Annotated in this window: 20 protein-coding genes and 1 riboswitch; of the genes, 6 read left to right on the top strand and 14 right to left on the bottom strand. The window is 30.9% G+C overall.

From position 1 onward, the window contains the following. Positions 1–93: 93 nt before the first annotated feature. Together CD121_RS02845 and CD121_RS02840 are read right to left on the bottom strand one after the other, a co-directional pair. Entirely contained in the window at positions 94–1473 is a 1380-nt protein-coding gene (locus CD121_RS02845) for a RecQ family ATP-dependent DNA helicase (RefSeq protein WP_126567407.1), read from the bottom strand. Then, positions 1454–2422, bottom strand: coding sequence for a YpbB family protein (locus CD121_RS02840; protein WP_126567406.1), 969 nt, complete (start codon positions 2420–2422; stop codon positions 1454–1456). The genes CD121_RS02845 and CD121_RS02840 overlap by 20 nt, the downstream gene beginning before the upstream one ends. Positions 2423–2533: 111 nt before the next feature. Here CD121_RS02840 and CD121_RS02835 point away from each other — a divergent pair, with 111 nt between their 5' ends. Continuing rightward, positions 2534–2782: a ferredoxin gene (locus tag CD121_RS02835; protein ID WP_017637952.1), complete on the top strand. Its 249-nt coding sequence runs from the start codon at positions 2534–2536 to the stop codon at positions 2780–2782. Between the two features lie 218 nt (positions 2783–3000). Here CD121_RS02835 and CD121_RS02830 read toward each other — a convergent pair whose 3' ends face one another. The 6 genes from CD121_RS02830 to CD121_RS02805 form a co-directional block, all read right to left on the bottom strand. Then, the gene (locus CD121_RS02830) at positions 3001–3549 is read right to left on the bottom strand and encodes an ECF transporter S component (protein WP_017637951.1); all 549 of its coding nucleotides are present in this window, start codon (positions 3547–3549) and stop codon (positions 3001–3003) included. A 61-nt stretch (positions 3550–3610) separates the two neighbouring features. Beyond that, positions 3611–3761, bottom strand: a riboswitch (FMN riboswitch). Positions 3762–4000: 239 nt separating this feature from the next. Further along, positions 4001–5761 (bottom strand): ATP-binding protein, encoded by a 1761-nt coding sequence (locus tag CD121_RS02825; protein ID WP_126567405.1) that lies wholly within the window; start codon positions 5759–5761, stop codon positions 4001–4003. Next, positions 5745–6470, bottom strand: a complete 726-nt coding sequence (locus tag CD121_RS02820) for a response regulator (protein WP_126567404.1) — start codon at positions 6468–6470, stop codon at positions 5745–5747. The genes CD121_RS02825 and CD121_RS02820 overlap by 17 nt, the downstream gene beginning before the upstream one ends. A gap of 124 nt (positions 6471–6594) precedes the next feature. Then, positions 6595–7335, bottom strand: a complete 741-nt coding sequence (locus tag CD121_RS02815) for a pseudouridine synthase (protein WP_017637948.1) — start codon at positions 7333–7335, stop codon at positions 6595–6597. Then, positions 7328–7870 (bottom strand): SMC-Scp complex subunit ScpB, encoded by a 543-nt coding sequence (gene scpB / locus CD121_RS02810; protein ID WP_070453817.1) that lies wholly within the window; start codon positions 7868–7870, stop codon positions 7328–7330. The genes CD121_RS02815 and scpB overlap by 8 nt, the downstream gene beginning before the upstream one ends. Continuing rightward, a complete protein-coding gene (locus tag CD121_RS02805; RefSeq protein ID WP_017637946.1) occupies positions 7863–8594 on the bottom strand; it encodes a segregation and condensation protein A in 732 nt (243 codons plus the stop codon). Before CD121_RS02805 ends, scpB begins: the two co-directional genes overlap by 8 nt. Positions 8595–8686: 92 nt before the next feature. Here CD121_RS02805 and CD121_RS02800 point away from each other — a divergent pair, with 92 nt between their 5' ends. Further along, positions 8687–9223, top strand: a complete 537-nt coding sequence (locus tag CD121_RS02800; RefSeq protein WP_070453819.1) for a DUF309 domain-containing protein — start codon at positions 8687–8689, stop codon at positions 9221–9223. A gap of 47 nt (positions 9224–9270) precedes the next feature. On the opposite strand, the gene xerD is transcribed toward CD121_RS02800, so the two are convergent. From xerD to CD121_RS02785, 3 genes are all read right to left on the bottom strand, one after another. Continuing rightward, positions 9271–10158, bottom strand: a complete 888-nt coding sequence (gene xerD / locus CD121_RS02795) for a site-specific tyrosine recombinase XerD (protein ID WP_026083518.1) — start codon at positions 10156–10158, stop codon at positions 9271–9273. 137 nt (positions 10159–10295) lie between these two features. After that, positions 10296–10754, bottom strand: coding sequence for a ferric iron uptake transcriptional regulator (gene fur, locus CD121_RS02790; protein WP_017637943.1), 459 nt, complete (start codon positions 10752–10754; stop codon positions 10296–10298). Positions 10755–10858: 104 nt separating this feature from the next. Next, the gene (locus CD121_RS02785) at positions 10859–11401 is read right to left on the bottom strand and encodes an NUDIX domain-containing protein (protein WP_017637942.1); all 543 of its coding nucleotides are present in this window, start codon (positions 11399–11401) and stop codon (positions 10859–10861) included. An 82-nt stretch (positions 11402–11483) separates the two neighbouring features. On the opposite strand from CD121_RS02785, the gene CD121_RS02780 reads away from it, so the two are divergent. Beyond that, positions 11484–12392, top strand: coding sequence for an aldo/keto reductase (locus CD121_RS02780; protein ID WP_017637941.1), 909 nt, complete (start codon positions 11484–11486; stop codon positions 12390–12392). 84 nt (positions 12393–12476) lie between these two features. On the opposite strand, the gene CD121_RS02775 is transcribed toward CD121_RS02780, so the two are convergent. Continuing rightward, positions 12477–13238, bottom strand: a complete 762-nt coding sequence (locus CD121_RS02775) for an SDR family NAD(P)-dependent oxidoreductase (protein WP_017637940.1) — start codon at positions 13236–13238, stop codon at positions 12477–12479. A gap of 105 nt (positions 13239–13343) precedes the next feature. On the opposite strand from CD121_RS02775, the gene proC reads away from it, so the two are divergent. After that, positions 13344–14156, top strand: a complete 813-nt coding sequence (gene proC / locus CD121_RS02770) for a pyrroline-5-carboxylate reductase (RefSeq protein ID WP_017637939.1) — start codon at positions 13344–13346, stop codon at positions 14154–14156. Between the two features lie 50 nt (positions 14157–14206). Here the strand turns inward: proC and rnz are convergent, their stop codons facing one another. Beyond that, positions 14207–15127: a ribonuclease Z gene (gene rnz / locus CD121_RS02765; protein WP_126567403.1), complete on the bottom strand. Its 921-nt coding sequence runs from the start codon at positions 15125–15127 to the stop codon at positions 14207–14209. A 298-nt stretch (positions 15128–15425) separates the two neighbouring features. On the opposite strand from rnz, the gene zwf reads away from it, so the two are divergent. Both zwf and CD121_RS02755 read left to right on the top strand, forming a co-directional pair. Beyond that, positions 15426–16910 (top strand): glucose-6-phosphate dehydrogenase, encoded by a 1485-nt coding sequence (gene zwf / locus CD121_RS02760; protein WP_017637937.1) that lies wholly within the window; start codon positions 15426–15428, stop codon positions 16908–16910. Positions 16911–17141: 231 nt separating this feature from the next. Then, on the top strand, positions 17142–18011 hold the full coding sequence (locus tag CD121_RS02755) for an AraC family transcriptional regulator (RefSeq protein ID WP_017637936.1): 870 nt from the start codon (positions 17142–17144) through the stop codon (positions 18009–18011). 73 nt (positions 18012–18084) lie between these two features. On the opposite strand, the gene CD121_RS02750 is transcribed toward CD121_RS02755, so the two are convergent. Then, complete coding sequence (locus CD121_RS02750) at positions 18085–19731, bottom strand: glycoside hydrolase family 13 protein (RefSeq protein ID WP_126567402.1); 1647 nt, start codon at positions 19729–19731, stop codon at positions 18085–18087. Positions 19732–19813 lie beyond the last annotated feature (82 nt).

Here is a 19813-nt window from a genome sequence, read left to right as displayed (position 1 = left end):
TGATTATGTATGTTAATCAAGAATTTTTAAAGGTATTAAAGAATTGTTCATAGATTAATTATAGCTTGAATATTTCGTTAAGCAAAATGAAATCTATAGCTCTAATAAATTTTGAAGCTTTTCTTTATAATTTAGCTTACGTTTTACCTTTTTACGGTTAATGACTTTAATTTCAGATAGTTCTGTATCATTATCACAACATTGATTTGGGATTTCTGGTTGTTCATTAAAAAATTCTAATAAATATTTACGACGACATTGATCTAATTGTTTATAACCTAACATTCTACTATATCCTAATTTCTTTCGTTTATAAGATTGATCAAAAATATAATGAAGTTTAGCAATAGTATATTGATTGTACAATATGGACAAAATAGTTTCTTTCTCCGGAGGTATAAATTGACCTAATTCAAATTGATTAATATCTTCGGGCGTAATTCTATCTGCAAATAAAATAGTTTCTAATATATATGCATCGTCAGGTTGATATAGACTTATAGCTTGGCTTTGACTACCATCTCGACCCGCTCGTCCAATTTCTTGTAAATAATTAGATGGACTTGAAGATAAATGGAAATGGATCACTGTTCTTATGTCTTTTTTATTTATACCCATGCCAAATGCGCTTGTTGCGACAATAACGGGTATATCATTATTTAAAAATTGTTGTTGAACAGTATGTCTCTCTTGATAACTTAAATCTCCATGATAAATACCAGTTAAAAAACCAGAATCATATATTAGATTAGCTAAAGTTAAGCACATTTTTTTAGATGACACATATATGATTGTGGGTCCGGTAGACGTAAGTTGTGGTAAAAGCCAATTTATTTTTTCTTCGTCAGATGCAAAGTTCATATGTCTTAAAGAGATGTTTAGACGGTTCATACTTGTTTTAACTGTATGAAGATTAACATTTAATATCTCTTTTAAATCATTTTCTAAATGTGGTGGTGCTGTGGCTGTTAAAGCTAAAATTGTTGATGATTTAAAATGAGAAGTGATTTTTCCAATTAGAGCATAATGTGGTCTGAAATCATAGCCCCACTCTGATAAACAATGGGCTTCATCGAGAACGATTAAACCAAAATCAATATTTGCAATCAGTTTGAAGTTTTGAGTTTGTAAAATAAATTCCGGACTGAGATATATAAATTTACTTTGATTAATCTTTTTAAAATTTTGTCGTTTTTCATTTTCATCCATACCTGAGTGTATACAACTAACGGCATGTTCTCCATTTAATTTCATTTGCATAACTTGATCATCCATTAATGAAATTAGAGGTGAAATAACAAGTGTAGGTTTTTCTAAAATATATGTAGGTAGCTGATAACATAAGCTTTTACCGCTGCCTGTTGGCAATATGCCAAGTGTATGTTGTTGATTTAAAACACTAGTTATTATTTCTTCTTGTCCGGGTTTAAATGAATCAAATCCGAACCATTGTTTAAGTTTCTCTTGTAGCAACTATGTCACCTCTTTCTATACCAACAATCATCAATTTAATTTGAAAGTATGATAGTTTAGAGAATTGTTGTTTATATTCTCGAAGTTTCAATCCTAAATTTGAGCTATAGTAATTTATAAAAATGTCTTTTTCCGATAAATCAATAAATGTTTCATAATCGTGCATATATCCTTTTATAAATAATTCTAATAAGTGGTCTTCTATAGTGTTAATTTTAACGTTTTGAATAGTTGCAATTTCTTGGGGTGATTGACCTTGTTGTATTTGTCTGTATGTCATTTTTGTTTTGTTTAGTAATGTAGGTAAAATAATTGTCTGATGTAGTGTGGGATAATCGTTATTATTTTCTAGTTCATACATCAGGTCTACTAATTGATTCATTTCCAATTCAAATAATTCTTCTTGGCTTATGGATTCTATTAAACTTACTTGTTGTCTAGTATACATAGGCTCTTCATAGCCTTGTAAATAATAATGCAAATAAATATGGTCATTTTTACTTGCTAATTTATCAAATAGTTGATGAATTTCGTTATAAACTTGTGTTTCTAGCTGCTGTTCTCTGATTAGTTTGTATATATCTTTAACACGTTGTTGTATGTATGTTTGTTGAGCAACAGGGACAAATTTATATGCTTGATGTTGACTTTGGGAAACTGTTTGAATCAGTAACTGTATACAATTAAATGTCTTAATAAGACTGTCATAAGTAAATCTAGGATGCATTTTAATTTCGTATAAAGCATCATAATTATCTAGTTCATTTAAATATCGCTCAAAAGACGGATATTTTAATCTGGGTAAACTATGATATAATGACAAAAGTTGTTGACTACAAGCGTCGAAAAATGTTTGATGAGATTTCTTTCCCATCAAAATATTATATATACTTTTATTTGTTTTGTAGTTGAATGCATGTTGATAAGCATGTTTGATAATTTGATACAAAATGAACCCTCACTCTATAAAACGAATATATTGAAAATTAGACTATCGATGTCTACAATAGTAGTATTGTAATTACTAGTGTAGCATTTTTTTCAAAGGAGGCGAATGAAATTGGCTAAATATACAATCGTTGATATGGATACTTGTATTGCATGTGGTGCATGTGGTGCAGCAGCTCCAGATATCTATGATTATGATGACGAAGGTATAGCATACGTAATCCTTGATGATAACCAAGGTACTGCAGAAGTGCCTGAAGAGTTATATGAAGATATGGAAGATGCACTAGAAGGTTGTCCTACTGACTCTATTAAAATTGAAGAAGAGCCGTTCGATGGTGACGCGCTTAAATTTGAATAATAAATATTTAAATCTCCCTATCACATTTTGTGAAGGGAGATTTTTTAGATCGTCGACAAAGTTATTGACTTTGCAGGCAGCTTTATATGTATATATTTTCCCAAGGTACAGTTTCGGCCTAAAATTCTATACAGATAAATCTGTAAGAATTTATTTAGTCTTCAACTAGTACTGTTCCTTTGGGATTCAGCACATAAATACTGACCTATATTTTTATATTATAAATGTATATTATTTTTAACTCTGTTATATATGAAGAAGAATATCAGTGAAATAACAATTCCTTTAATAATATTGAAAGGAATAACACCAGATACGATAATTACTTTTAGGTTATGGACAATGTCTGTTAAGTTAAATATCATACCGTAAAGTGGTAGTAAAACGAAATAATTTAAGATACTTAACACGATTGTCATAACAATTGTACCGACAATAAGTCCCATTGTTAAAGATTGATTACTACGTTTATTTTTATAAATATAGTAAGCAGTTAATAGGAAACTTGTAATTGCAAGGAAGTTGGCAACTGGCCCAACTGGATCTCCCATGTTAAAGAAAAAGTTAAGTAAGTTCTTAATAAAAGCGACAATTATACCAGCTACTGGCCCTAATAAAAATGTAGCTAGCAATGTAGGTACATCACTAAAATCTAAAGTTAAGTATGGTGGTAAAAATGGCAATGGAAATTTAATGAAAGTTAGTACAAATGCCACAGCACTTAACATACTTATTGTAATTAAACGTTTGTTTTGGTTTTGTTGCATATTAAATTTTCTCCTTTCATTCATCTTGCTAGAAAAGGAGGAAATTTGCACAACAAAAAACCTCCATCTTCTCCCATCCAGACTATACTGTCGGCTTCAGAATCTCACTGAATCAAGCAAGAAAAACGCATATATTTATACATAGTGTTCTTCTAGCGTCGCAGGCTTTATTTACTGCCGGTTGGGAATTACACCCGACCCCGAAGATGAATTGAATATTATTTTTTTATTTAAATATATCATACATGATAACTCTGTAATGCACAATGCGTTTGCTCGTTAGAGTGTTGATATCATTCCTAATAGTGACACTAAATAAATTGATATGGATTTCTAATAGTTTGTATTAGTAATTTAAGTTTGAAATCCAAGTTATACATTTTTAATATCGCACTCAAAAAAGCACTAAGATGATTTCATGTTAATCACCTTAGTGCTTTTAGCTTGTTAATTATATTTTGGACTGATCAATTTTAGGTAATTTAATAATAAATGTAGTACCTTCTCCTAGTTGGCTTTCTACTTCAATAGAACCACCATGCTCCTCAATGATCATTTTACATATAAATAGTCCTAAACCAGTACCTTGTTTACCTCTTTTTCTTGAGGCGTCTACTTTATAAAAGCGGTCAAATACTTGTTGTAAATGTTCTGGAGCTATACCAGTACCTGTATCTTGAATGCGTAAAATATCTTGATTGTCATTTACATCTGTAGTAACTGATATAGTGTCGCCAGGTTGAGTATATCTTGACGCATTATCTATCAAGTTAGTTAATACTTGATCCATTCTATCCATATCATAGCTCCATAAATTATCATTGTTCACATCGAAATACATGTTTAATTCTAAATCAGTAGCTTGTTGGCGGTATTTCATATTCATCTTATTTAATAAATCTGAAATAGGTTGTATTTCTTTTTCTACTGATAAGCCTTCTGCATCCATACGTGCAACATTTAATAATTCATTAACTAATCGATTTAATCGTTTAGATTCATCTAGAACAATAGCTAAGGATTCATGAATCTCGTCAGGTTCTGTCACTATACCGTCTACAATAGATTCAGTATATCCTTGTAATAGCGCTATTGGAGTACGTAACTCGTGAGATACATTAGCTATGAAATCTTTTTTCATTTGATCTAAATTATGTTCATTTGTCATATCACGAATAATCGCTACAATACCGCTTCTTCCATCATTTTGGATTCTATCAATATAGCTCATAATAACGACGTAGTATCTTGTATTAGCTTCCAATTCTTGGAATTGTGTTTCTTTTGTATTAAAGGTTTGTTCAATTTGTTGTTCTATTGATTCAACAGCACATTCATCTAAGTTATGGAAGACTTGGTCTGCCATTTTATTAGATATAATGATTTCTTTTTGCTCATTAATACCTATTACACCTTCAACCATTGAATTAATTAAACTATCACGTATATTCTTAGATGTTGATAATGCTTCAACATGCTCTTGAATTTCAAAACTCATGTTATTAAATGCACGAGACAATTCACCAATTTCGTCTTTTGTAGTAACAGATGTAATTTGTGAATAATCACCTTGCGATACTTTTTGAGCTTGATTTCTAAGTTGACGTAAAGGTTTTGTGATTCGTGATGATAAGAAAAATGCAAAAACAGTACTCACCGCTAAGAATATAATTGCTGTTATTAATATAATGATAGTAATCGCATTATTTGTATCCTCAATAGATTTTAAATCTTTAAAAATGAATACACCACTATAGTTTGAATCACTACCATCTTGAGCTTTCATTGGATAACCAACAAGTATATAAGGATGAGATTTACCCTTTTCATTAACAGTGACATTACGTGTTAATGGTTCACCATGTTCAAATACATTATTAAATTCTTTATTACTTTTAATTTCTTTAAGCATGGATTGCTTTGATGATGACGTTGTTTGTTGATAGGCAGTGTTATTATTTTTCATAATAATTAAACCACCTGGATTATCTATTAGCGTTTGACTATTTTTAATGGCTATATTTTGATTTTGAGAGCTTTCTACTAAATGACTAATTCGTTTGGCGTCTTCTTTAATTGAGTCTTCAGCTTCTTGAGTATAATAATATTGAATAAACGTAATGAGCGCGGCACTTAATAAAATTAAAACTGTCGTTACTATAAAGATTATAGTTAACCACAGTTTTATTACTACACTATTTAGCCGGTTCATCGTTAGCATTTACCTCAAATTTGTAGCCGACTCCCCAAACCGTTTGTATCATATGAGCTGCGTCACTTGATACTTTGTTAAGTTTTTCTCTCAATCTTTTAACATGCGTATCTACTGTACGCAAATCGCCATAGAATTCATAGTGCCAAACTTCTTTTAATAAATGTTCTCTTTCAAAAACTTTGTTAGGTGTTTTTGCTAAATAAATTAAAAGTTCGTATTCTTTTGGCGTTAAATTTACCTGTTCATTATCAGCTAATACTCTATGTGCATCGTTATCTATAATTAAATGATTAAATTCAATTACATCTCTTGCATGAGGTTCACTTTTCTCAGGTGTTGTTGATTGTGTTCTTCTTAATAACGCTTTGACTCTTAATACCACTTCTCTTGGTGAGAATGGTTTTACAATATAGTCGTCGGCACCTGACTCAAATCCTTCAACACGATTTGTTTCTTCACCTTTAGCAGTAAGCATTATGATAGGAGTATCTTTATGCTCACGTAATTGAGTGGCTACTTCGATACCGTCCAATTCCGGTAACATTAAATCTAGAAGAATGCACGCATAATCATTTTCCATTGCAAGTTGTAAAGCTTCTTTACCATTACTTGCTTCATGTGTTTCAAAAGATTCTCTTTCTAAATAAAGCTTTAGTAATCTTCTGATTCTGTCTTCGTCGTCAACGATAAGTATTTCATTCGTCATAATACTAATTTACCTCCCACACATGCTGTTCATTTCATTTGTTATTATAGCATATGAAATAATATTTAAGTTAGTATTTAAAATAACTTTGTGAAAAAAATCTCAAACATTAATTTCTACTATCTTATACATTACCATTTTCAGCTAAATGTCTAATAGTTTTAACTTCATGTGGTGTAAGTACTCGTCCTTCACCAGCATTTAAACCTTTTAAATCTAACGGTCCAAACTGGATACGAGTTAATTTACTAACTTGATGGCCGAAATGTTCAAACATACGACGTACTTGTCTATTTCTACCTTCACTTATAGTAATTTCAACTAATGTAGTATTCTTGTCTTTATCTTGATTTTTAACTTTAACTTGAGCTGGTTGTGTAAACCCATCTTCAAGTTCAATACCTTTTTCTAAAGCTTTCACTTCTTCACGCATCAAATAACCTTTAAGTTTAGCTACATATTTCTTTTTAATATGGTATCTAGGGTGTGTCATTAAATTAGTAAATTCACCATCATTAGTTAACAATAATACACCAGATGTATCGTAATCTAATCTACCAACTGGGTATATACGTGTTTCGATATCTTTAAAGTAATCAGTAACAACTTTACGACCACGATCGTCAGATACACTCGTAATAACTTGAGCTGGTTTATTAAATAAAATATAAAGTTTATCTTCTTGTTCTAATTTAATCCCTTCAACTTCTACAGTGTCAGAACTTGAAACTTTAGTTCCTAATTCAGTAACTACTTGACCGTTTACTTTAACCTTGCCATCTGTAATTAGTGTTTCTGCTTTACGGCGTGACGTATAACCACTACTTGCAATTCTTTTTTGTAATCTTTCTAATTCTTTACTCATTTGTATCTCCTTTTTGATTTACCAAGTTACTAAAGAATGCGTCCATTTCTTCGTCATCTTCTTGAGTGGTTGGTAAATCTTCTAATTTTTCTATACCAAATACATTTAAAAATAGATCTGTTGTAATTAATTGTTGACTACGTGAATTTTGGACTTCTTTTGCTTCAACTAGACCTCTTGCAATAAGTGTTTTAACAGCGCCATCAGAATTGATACCTCTAATCATTTCAATATCGCTTCTAGTTAGTGGTTGATTATAAGCAATGATAGATAAAGTTTCCATCGCTGCTTGAGATAATTTCATTTTAGACTTCTGCTCTATGAGTGCTTCGATATAATTTGCCGCTTCTTTCTTAGTAGTAAGAACACAAGTTGTTCCAAATTGTTGAATGATGAGACCATTTGACTCATAAGTTTCGATTAACTTTTTTAATTCATCTTCATTTACTTCTAATATTTCGAGCAACTGTTTAACTTCTAGTCCTTCATCACCAGAGGTATATAACAAAGCTTCTAATATGCCGTGCTTATTCAACGCTGTAATTCACTCCTCTTAAAATGTTAATATCATCAAAATTATGGTGTTGTTCAATATTAATGATACCTGATTTAGACATTTCTAAAATTGCTAAAAAGTGTGTGACCACTTGTTCGATTGGTTCTGTAAATGTAAATAGACTAAAGAAATTAAATGATGCATTGTTCTTTAATCTATCAGTTACTTGATGTGTAGCTTGTTGAATTGTAAATGTTTCTTTTCTGATTTCTACTGAATGAGGTTTATTAATTTCAACACGATTTTTAACACGTTGATAAGCGACTATTAATTCGGTTAAGTCAATTGTATTAGATGGATCCCATGATTCATCTGTTTCCAAATGTGATAAATCAGTTGGATGTTTTGTATAATAATAATCACGTTCTGCTTTCATGTCATTTAGAATTTCAGTGTATTCTTTATAATTTTGGTATTCAATTAACCTACCTACTAAATCTTCACGAGGGTCTTCATCTAAGTCTAAATTTTCTTCTGATTGTGGTAATAATAATTTACTTTTTATCATTAATAATTCAGAAGCCATAACCAAGTATTCGCTAGCAACGTTAATTTCTAATTGATTCATAGCGTGAACATACTGCATGTATTGTTCTGTTAAAGATTTCATAGGTATATCATAAATATCTATTTCAAATTTTTGAATTAAATGTAATAACAAATCTAGAGGACCATTAAATGCGTCCAGTTTTACTTCATACATAGTATCTACCTCATATTGCAACTTATGTGCATATTTCACTAAAATATTATAGCATGAATTTATATAACTTTTAAAATTAAGGTGAAAATCAGATGGAACAAGCATTAATTCAGTTTTACTATCAGTTTCATAAAAATCAACATTATTTTTTATGCCATGATATTTTGGAAGAAGCGTGGAAAGAAAATAATGATTACAGTAAACAAGATGCTGTTGTAAGTTTAATCTTATGTGCAACAGCATGCTATCACTATAGAAGACGTAATTTCAAAGGCGCAATAAAATCTTTTAATAAAGCAAAGCAAGTGATTACTCATGCTTCACGAAAAGATCAAATGACACTTCATTTAGACATTGCCATGTATATTCAATTGCTTGAAATGCAAATAGATAGAGTTGAACAACAATTACCATTTATACCTATCCAGTTACCAATAAATATTCAAATGTTAAATCAATTAGAATTAACATTTCCAGATTATTACTTTATGTCCACACCTGTAAAAAATGAAAACATTGTTCATCATCATTTGTTGAGAGACCGTAGCGAAGTAGAATTAGCTAGACAAGCGGCATTAGAAGAAAGACATTATAAAATAAAAGATATTGATAATAAGAAAGACCAGTAATATAGGTGTATTTACCCTATTATTACTGGCCTTTTATAATATAATAACTATGCTCTAGGATGATATTGATTATATATTTTTCTGACTTGAGATTTTGATACATGTGTATATAACTGAGTTGTTGAAATATCTGAATGTCCTAGCATCTCTTGTACTGCACGTAAATCAGCACCATTTTCAAGTAAATGAGTAGCAAATGAATGTCTTAGTGTATGTGGTGTTAATGTTTTGTTGATATTAGCTTTAAGACCATTTTGTTTAATCATTTTCCAAATACCTTGTCTTGATAATGGTTTCCCATGCATATTTAAAAATAAAACATTCGTTACAGTTTGTTTTAATAATTGAGGTCTAACTGTTTCGATATAAGTCGTTAAATAATCTATAACTGTATCACCTAAAGGAACAATACGCTCTTTATCACCTTTACCAAATACTCTTACAAAGCCCATCATTAAATTAACGTCTTCAATTTCAATTTGTATCACTTCAGATACCCGCATACCAGTTGCATAAAGTAGTTCTAACATTGTGCGATCACGGTAGCCATTATTTTTATTTAAATCTGGTGCATTTAATAATTGAATAACTTCGTCGACTTCTAATACGTCTGGTAATTTTTTCTCATATTTGGGCGTTTCGATTAATACTGTAGGATCTTTTGCAGCATATTTTTCGCGTAATGCAAATTGGTGAAAACTGCGTATTGTTGAGATGAAACGTGCAATAGATTTTGAAGATTGACCTTGATCTATTAAATAACCTAAGCATTCTTGAATTATTTGTCGGTCTACAAAGTCAATATTCGCTATTTTTTGTAGTTCTAAAAACTCTTTGTATTTATTTAAATCTCTTCGATAAGCACCAATTGTATTTACGCTTAATCCTTTTTCAATTTGTATAAATTTTAAATACTCTTCTATGATTGTATCTATCATAAAGCACCTCTTTTGAAGCGGTGGCTTCTTAATTAAATTACTTCACCATTAGAGATATAAAGACTTTCTCAGTTAATAATGCAATATGATTGTATTATTGGCTGTGTAATTAACTATAGTGAGGATAATCTTTATTATTTCTGTTCGGATTGCTTTTTAGCTTGGCAATCTGAACATACACCGTGGAAAGTTAAGCGGTGATCTAAAATTTTGAAGTTAAATTCTTTTTCAACACGATTTTCAACTTCTGGTAATAGGTCTTCTTCAATTTCTTCTACTTTACCGCATTCCATACAAACTAAATGGTGATGGAAATGTTTAGCGCCCTCTTTACGTAGATCAAAACGTGCAACCCCATCACCAAAATTGATTTTATCTAAAACTTTTAATTCTGCTAATAATTCTAAGGTACGATATACAGTTGCTAAACCTATTTCTGGAGATTTATCTTTAACTTTTAAATATACATCTTCGGCACTTAAATGGTCTTTCTCATTTTCTATTAGAACTCTTACAGTAGCCTCACGTTGTGGAGTTAATTTATATGAAGACTGTTGTAATTGTTGCTTCACGCGATTTAATCGTTCTTCCACGGAAGCCTCACTCCTCTACTAAGAATTATAATCATTTTAATCTAAAGTATGATTCACAATATAAATTACCAGTATTCTCAATAAAACGCAAGGATATTCCTTTATTATTTAGAATGATTATAATTTAATAATAGATGCTGAAGTGCGATAATTGTTTTCGCATCTTCAATTTCAGCGTTTTGCAAGGCTTTTCTCACTTCTTCAATTGAGAATTTATGAACTTCAACGAATTCATCGTCATCTAGATTCATTTCGCCTACTTCTAAATTATCAGCAAAATAAATCGTTAATTTCTCATTTGAAAAGCCAGGAGAACCATACATATCAGTAACATACTGTAAATCTTTAGCAATGTATCCTGTTTCTTCTTCAAGTTCTCTTTTTGCTGCTTCTTCACGTTCTTCATCTTTTTCCAATTTACCCGCAGGTATTTCAAGTAGTGGTTTTTCTACTGGTTTTCTAAATTGTTTTACAAGTAATACTTCATTTTCAGGAGTAACTGCACATATTGCAACTGCGCCGTTATGATAAATCAATTCACGTTTAGATGTTTGTCCATCGGGTAATTCAACATCGTGGATTTCTAAATCTATAATTTTACCATTATAAATCACAGTTCTATCTATCGTTTTTTCGTTAAATTCCATTTATAATCACGGTCCTTTTAAATGTTTTAATAAATTGATAAACTTAATGCGTTAGTTAAAGTGTATCGAAAGGAGAAACTACATGCAAAAGAATATTTTGAAAAGTGGTTTAGAAATTTCTGAGTTAGGTTTAGGTTGTATGAGTTTAGGTACTGATTTTAAAAATGCCCAACCTATTATTGAAAGTGCAATCGAAAACGGTATTACTTATTTTGATACTGCAGATATGTATGATCAAGGTATAAATGAGGAAATCGTTGGCAAAGCATTGAAACAATATCAAAACCGAGATGATATTGTCATCGGTACAAAAGTTGGAAATCGACTCACTGAGGATGGTAATATCACTTGGGACCCATCTAAAAAGCATATTAAAGAAGGCGTAAAAGGTTCATTACAACGTCTTGGATTAGATCATTTAGATTTATATCAATTACATGGTGGTACTATAGACGATCCATTAGATGAGACAATCAGTGCATTTGATGAATTAAAACAAGAAGGTGTCATTCGAGCATATGGTATATCTTCTATTCGCCCTAACGTTATAGACTACTACTTAAAACATAGTCAAATTGAAACATTGATGTCTCAATTTAATTTAATCGATAATCGTCCCGAAAGTCTATTAGATGATGTTCACGAAAAGCAAGTTAAAGTATTAGCTAGAGGTCCTGTATTTAAAGGATTACTAACATCTAATAGTAATAATGCATTGGATAAAAAGTTTGCTGATGGTATTTTCGATTATACAAATGATGAGTTAGGAGAAACAATTGCCTCTATTAAAGAAATTGAAAGTAACCTTACTGCCCTTTCATTTAATTACTTAACTTCTCATGATGCATTAGGTTCAATCATTGTTGGTGCAAGTAGTGTTGAACAATTAGAAGAAAATGTTAAGAACTACTATAAAGATGTTAGCTTAGATCAAATTAAAGCTGCAAGAGAACGTGTGAAAGACTTACAGTATACACAACATTTAAAATAAATTAATTATAGTTTGAGCCATTAATTGATGTCATATAACATTGATTAATGGCTCTTTTTCTTTTATGAATTATATTCTATTTACTTAGTGATTCGTTTTATTCTTAAACAATGAAGAAAAATGTTTCTCTAAAAATCTTGGAGCTAATTGATATAGTTTTAACATATTGTGCATCCATGATGGTTGGTTAATTTCTTCTTTCTCTAAAATGATACCTTCTACTATTCTAGAAGCTAGTTGTTTCGAATTAATCATGATTGAGCGATATTGATTAAAATAAGATAATGACGGATCAGCTTTTTGATGAAAAGGTGTATCGATTGGACCTGGGTTAACAGTCATCACATGGAGATGTGGTTCTTCTAATCGTAAAGCATTAAGAATTTGGTTAAAAGCAGCCTTAGATGCACCGTAATGTGCTGCATGCGCTTGTGTGACAAAAGCAGCTTGGCTTGAAATGCCTATAATATGTGCGTGTTCTACTAGATGAGGTTTTAGTATTTTAAAAAGTAAATTGAAGCTAATGATATTTATATTATACGTTTCTATGATTTCATCGGTTGTATGAGCCGATAAAGATTTAAAATATCCTAAACCAGAACTATACACTAGTCCATGAATTGGAGATTTAATTTTATTCGATAAAGCCCTAATATCATTTTGATTTTGTAAATCACATTTTAAGACATCAACCAAATAGGATTGAGAACCAAAATTGATTTGCTGAAATTTTTCAATATTACGTGCAAGAATTGTTACTTTAGCACCTCTTTTAATAAGTTGATGTACAATTTCTAATCCCAGTCCACTTGTTCCTCCTGTAACTATATAATGTTGTCCTATCATGTTTAATCCCTCCTTCGTATATACCGTTTACAATTTATGTTACTATATATTTATATTCTTAAAGTATCATTATTTTATAATTAAAATGAAGGTGATGTGAAGTATATGAAACTTGTATTTTATGGTGCTGGTAATATGGCACAAGCGATTTTTACAGGTATAATAAACTCTAGTAATTTAGATCCTAATGACATTTATTTAACTAATAAGTCTAACGAGAAAGCTTTAAAAGATTTTGCTGAAAAATTAGGTGTCAATTATAGTTATGATGATGAAGCATTACTTAAAGATGCAGATTACGTATTTTTAGGCACTAAACCCCATGATTTTGAAGCTTTAGCTGAGAGAATTAAAGATTCAATTACAGAAAATAACCGTTTTATTTCTATTATGGCTGGATTATCAATTGATTATATTAGAGAACAATTGAATACTAATAATCCTTTAGCACGTATTATGCCTAATACTAATGCCCAAGTAGGTCATTCTGTAACAGGTATAAGTTACTCTAACAATTTCGGTCCTAAATCTAAAGATGAAGTTAATGAATTAGTTAACGCATTTGGTTCAGTTATTGAAGTTTCAGAAAACCATTTACATCAGGTAACAGCTATAACTGGAAGCGGACCTGCATTTTTATATCATGTATTTGAACAATATGTTAAAGCAGGTACTGAATTAGGTTTGGAAAAAGATCAAGTTGAAGAGTCTATACGTAATTTAATTATAGGTACGAGTAAGATGATTGAACGTTCAGATTTAAGTATGGAACAATTAAGAAAGAATATTACTTCTAAAGGTGGTACAACACAAGCTGGTTTAGATGCCTTATCTCAATATGACTTAGTAGCTATTTTCGAGGATTGTTTAAGTGCAGCTGTTGATCGCAGTGTTGAATTATCTAAAACTGAAGATTAATTTATTATATACTAAAACGCCGCAGAATTTGTCTCTGTGGCGTTTTAAATTTAAATTTTGAATGAGTCAAAATCATTAACGAATGTAAAGTTAGGTGTGTCTGTGGTATTTTTCAACTCATTATAAACTTCATCAATATATTCTTTTGTATATCTATTGCTCATATGTGTTATCAAACTTTGTTTAACATTTGCTTTGCTCATCAGTTCAAAGACATCATCTATATGACTATGATGATAGCTATTTGCGAGCGTCTTTTCCCCTTCAATGTATGTTGCCTCATGTACCATAACATCAGCATCTTTCGCTATGATATGTTCGTTATGACATGGCTTGGTATCTCCAAAAATAGCAACAATTGGTCCAGATTTAGCATTTCCTTTAAACTGATCAGATTGGTATATCTTCCCATTAAATTCAAAAGTATCATTCATTTTAACTTCTTGATATTTAGGGCCAGGCTCAAGACCGATTGATTTAAGTGATTCTACGTCTATTGTTCCAGGTGTTGTAGGTGTTTCTAATCGATAACCGTATGACGTTATCCCATGATTCAAAATTTCAGCATGAACTGTAAAACCGTCATGATGATAATCTAAACGTTCATCGATTTCTATGTATGTAATTGGATAATTGAGATGTGATTCTGACAACGATAATGTTGTTTCTACATACTGTTGTATTCCTTTAGGTCCAATTAATGTAAGAGGTTTATTTTCTCCACCTTGAAAGGACCTACTCGTTAGTAACCCTGGAAGCCCAAAAATGTGATCTCCATGCATATGAGTAATAAAAATATGATCAACTTTACCTAATTTTATTGAATGATGAAGAATTTGATGTTGGGTACCTTCTCCTACATCAAACAACCAAATTGAATTGGAATAGGGTTCTAGATTTAAAGCAATTGCTTGCGTATTTCTCTCTTTAGTTGGTAGTCCGGCACTAGTACCGAAAAATGTGACTTCCATGCTCACACCTCCCTCTCTTCGATTCATTCTATCATATATAATGACAATTTTTATAATAAGAAATAAAATATAATTATCAATATTCCATTTGAGTACAACGTATTAGTTTTAATTTCATATCATAGTTTTACACATGTTTGTGAGTCGTATAATTTGGTAAATATGTATGATATCGATTATCATTTATTTAAATGATAAATTGCTTATGAACTTTAATAAAGCATATTATATGACCATAAGTTTTCTTTATCATATAATATAATAATCATATATCTTTTATAGAATTGAGGTTTTATTCTTGAGTACAAAACAAAAACACATACCTTGTTTAATTACAATTTTCGGAGCAACTGGTGATTTAAGTCATAGAAAGTTATTCCCTTCCATTTTCCATCTTTTCCAACAAGACAACTTAGATGAACATATAGCTATTATAGGGATTGGACGTCGTGATATTAGTAACGATACATTCCGTGAACAAGTTAAAGCGTCAATCCAAAATCACGTTAAAGAAACACAACGAATTGATGAATTCATGGAACATGTGTTTTATCATAAACATGATGTGAGTGATGAAGAAAGTTATCAATCATTACTAGAGTTTAGTAATCAATTAGATACTCAATTCAGTTTAAAAGGTAATCGTCTGTTTTATCTTGCTATGGCGCCACAGTTTTTCGGAGTCATTTCAGATTATTTAAAATCATCTGGATTAACTAATACTAGTGGTTTCAAACGTTTAGTTATTGAAAAACCATTCGGTAGTGATTTAAAATCAGCAGAATCACTAAACAATCAAATTCGTCGTTCATTTAAAGAAGAAGAAATTTATCGTATAGACCATTACTTAGGTAAAGATATGGTTCAAAATATTGAGGTATTACGCTTTGCTAATGCAATGTTTGAGCCTCTTTGGAATAATAAATATATTTCTAATATTCAAGTAACATCTTCAGAAATTTTAGGTGTAGAAGATCGTGGCGGCTATTATGAATCTAGTGGCGCTTTAAAAGATATGGTTCAAAACCATATGTTACAAATGGTTGCTTTATTAGCTATGGAAGCCCCTATTAGTTTGAATAGTGAGGATATACGAGCTGAAAAAGTTAAAGTATTAAAATCATTGCGTCAATTACGTCCACAAGATGTTAGAAAGAATTTCGTTCGTGGACAATATGGCGAAGGAGTAATTGATGGTAAACAAGTTAAAGCTTATCGCGATGAAGATCGTGTTGCAGAAGACTCTATTACACCTACATTTGTATCTGGTAAATTAACTATCGACAACTTTAGATGGGCAGGCGTACCGTTCTATATTAGAACTGGTAAACGCATGAAATCTAAAACGATTCAAGTCGTTGTAGAATTTAAAGAAGTTCCAATGAACTTATATTATCAAACTGACAAATTATTAGATTCAAACTTATTAGTTATTAATATTCAACCAAATGAAGGTGTATCACTACATTTAAATGCTAAGAAAAACATTCAAGGCATTGATACAGAACCTGTACAACTTTCTTATGCTATGGGTGCACAAGATAAAATGAATACAGTTGATGCATATGAAAATTTACTTTTCGATTGTCTTAAAGGCGATCCAACTAACTTTACTCATTGGGAAGAACTTAAATCAACTTGGAAATTTGTTGATGCTATTCAAGAACAATGGTCAATGGTGGAACCAGAATTCCCTAACTATGAATCTGGTACGAACGGTCCATTAGAAAGTGACTTACTACTAAGTAGAGATGGTAATCATTGGTGGGACGATATTCAATAAAAAGTTTAAATTGAAAATGTGACTAAATAAATCAAATAGTGAATGATTATAGTATAACTGTGATGTTTGATATCTTATCTCCAAACAAGTGAGTTGAGTTCATCAACATTTCAGTTTCTGTAGTCGTTCACTTTTTTATTAATTTGATTTATTGATAGGCTTTCAGGTGTATATTTAGTCAAAATAATGTAGAATAAAAGTTAATGATTGAAAATAATTGGAGTGAATATATTGGACGTTATCAAGCAAATACAACAGGCAATTGTTTATATCGAAGACCGTCTACTTGAGCCGTTTAATTTGCAAGAATTAAGTGATTACGTTGGTCTCTCCCCCTTTCACCTTGAACAATCTTTTAAAATGATTGTAGGGTTATCACCAGAGGCGTATGCACGGGCAAGAAAACTCACATTAGCTGCTATAGATGTTAAACATAGTGCGAGTCGCTTGGTAGATGTTGCTAAAAAGTATAGATATGCAAATTCAAATGATTTTGCAAATGACTTTAGTGATTTTCATGGCGTTTCACCAATTCAAGCATCAACTAAAAAAGATGAACTCAAAATGCAAGAACGAATTTATATAAAATTGACAACTACAGAAAGAGCACCTTATCCATATAGACATGAAAAGACTGATGATATTTCGTTAGTTGGATATGCACGTTATATTGACGCTAAGGATTTATCAAATCCTTTTAATGTTCCTGATTTTTTAGAAGATTTGTTGTTAGATGGTCAATTAAAAGAGTTACAGCGTTATAATGATGTAAGTCCATTTGAATTATTCGTCATAAGTTGCCCTCTTGATTCTGGTTTAGAAATTTTTGTAGGTGTACCAAGTGAACGATACCCTGCTCATTTAGAAAGTAGATTCCTACCTGGTAGGCATTATGCTAAGTTTAATTTACAAGGTGAAATTGATTATACGGTGAATGAAGCTTGGTATTATATTGAAACAAGTTTGCAATTAACTTTACCTTATCAAAGAGATAGTTTATATGTGGAGGTATACCCATTAGATATATCATTTGATGATCCTTTTACAAAAATACAACTGTGGTTACCTGTAGAACAAGAAAATTATGATTATGACAATTGAAAATGTATAAAAAAGCATGCCCTTAATAATGACTATATGTCAGTATTAAAGGCATGTTTTTCATTAAATATAATTAAATTTTAAGCACAAAAGCTTCATAAGGTTGAATCTTATCAAAATTAACATCAGTATCATAATTGTGAAGTAATATATCGAATACTTTGATGTCGTCATCTAAATTAAGTTTACTTTCTTTATCAGTTAAGTTACCAACAATTAATACTTTTTCGTTATCAAGCGTTCTAGTATAAGCAAATATATTTGGATTATCAGCATCAATTAAATCAAATTGACCGTATGTGTAAATATCAGCTGATTTTTTTAATTGAATTAATGATTTATAAAAATTTAGAACAGAATTTTCATCTTCTAATTGGTCAGCAACGTTGATTTCTTTATAATTTGGATTGACTGGGAACCATGGTTCTACATTGGTAAATCCGGCATAATTATTGCTATTCCATTGCATAGGCGTACGTGAATTATCTCTGTTTTCCATTTTATACTTATCTAATAATTGATTAACATCTCCACCATTTTCTTTAACGATTTGGTATTCGTTTTTAACTGCAACATCATTAAAGGTTTCTATACTTTCGAATGGATAATTTGTCATACCAATTTCTTGACCTTGATAAATAAACGGCGTGCCTTGTTGAAGGAAATAGACAACAGCATGGCTAGTGGCAGATTCGTACCAATATTGACTATCATTACCCCATGTGGACACACGACGAGGTTGGTCATGATTTTCAATAAAGAGCGCGTTCCAACCTTTACCTTCTAGTTGCTTTTGCCAACGATTTAATACATTTTTATAAGCAGTAACATCAAATTGTGAATCTCCTGTACTCCATAAACCTAGATGTTCAAATTGGAAAATCATATTAAATTTACCATTAGTTTCGCCAACCCATTCATCGGCATTATCTGGTGTTACACCATTTGCTTCTCCAACAGTCATAATATCGTATTGAGATAATGATTCATCTTTCATTTCTTGTAACCAATCTTGAATACCAGGTTGGTTCATATCTACATCAAATGCCGGCGCATATGTTTTACCTTCTGGTACTGGTAAATCACCTGCTTCAAAAGTTTTCTTAATATGCGTAATAGCATCAACTCTAAAGCCGTCGATACCTTTTTCAAACCACCAATTCATCATATCGAATACAGTTTGTCTTACTTCTTTATTATTCCAATTTAAATCTGGTTGTTTTTTACTAAATAGATGGAAATAGTATTGCCCAGTATGCTCATCATATTCCCAAGTTGACCCGTTAAAAATGCTTTCCCAGTTATTTGGTTCGGAGCCATCTTCTTTCGGGTCCTCCCAAATGTACCAATCACGTTTAGGATTGTCCTTACTTGATTTAGATTCGATAAACCATGGATGCTCATCAGAAGTATGATTAACAACTAAATCAAGTATTAATTTCATACCTCTTTGATGAACTCCTTCCAATAAACGATTAAAATCATCCATTGTACCAAATTCATCCATTATATCTTGATAGTTACTAATATCGTACCCATTATCATCATTAGGAGATTTATACATTGGGCTTAACCAAATGACATCAATGCCTAGGTCTTTTAAGTAATCTAATTTCTCAATAACACCTGGTAAATCCCCGATACCATCATTATTACTATCTTTGAAACTTCTTGGATATACTTGATATGTTACTGCCTCTTTCCACCAATTTTTTGTCATTTGAAAACACACCTCTATTAATATTTTGTTATGAAACCGGTTTCTTTAGTAATTATTTTATCTTTAAAATGAAACGTCGTCA

Source organism: Staphylococcus pasteuri (assembly GCF_003970495.1).
GTDB classification, from domain to species: Bacteria; Bacillota; Bacilli; order Staphylococcales; family Staphylococcaceae; genus Staphylococcus; species Staphylococcus pasteuri.
This window is presented reverse-complemented; position numbering and strand designations above follow the sequence as displayed.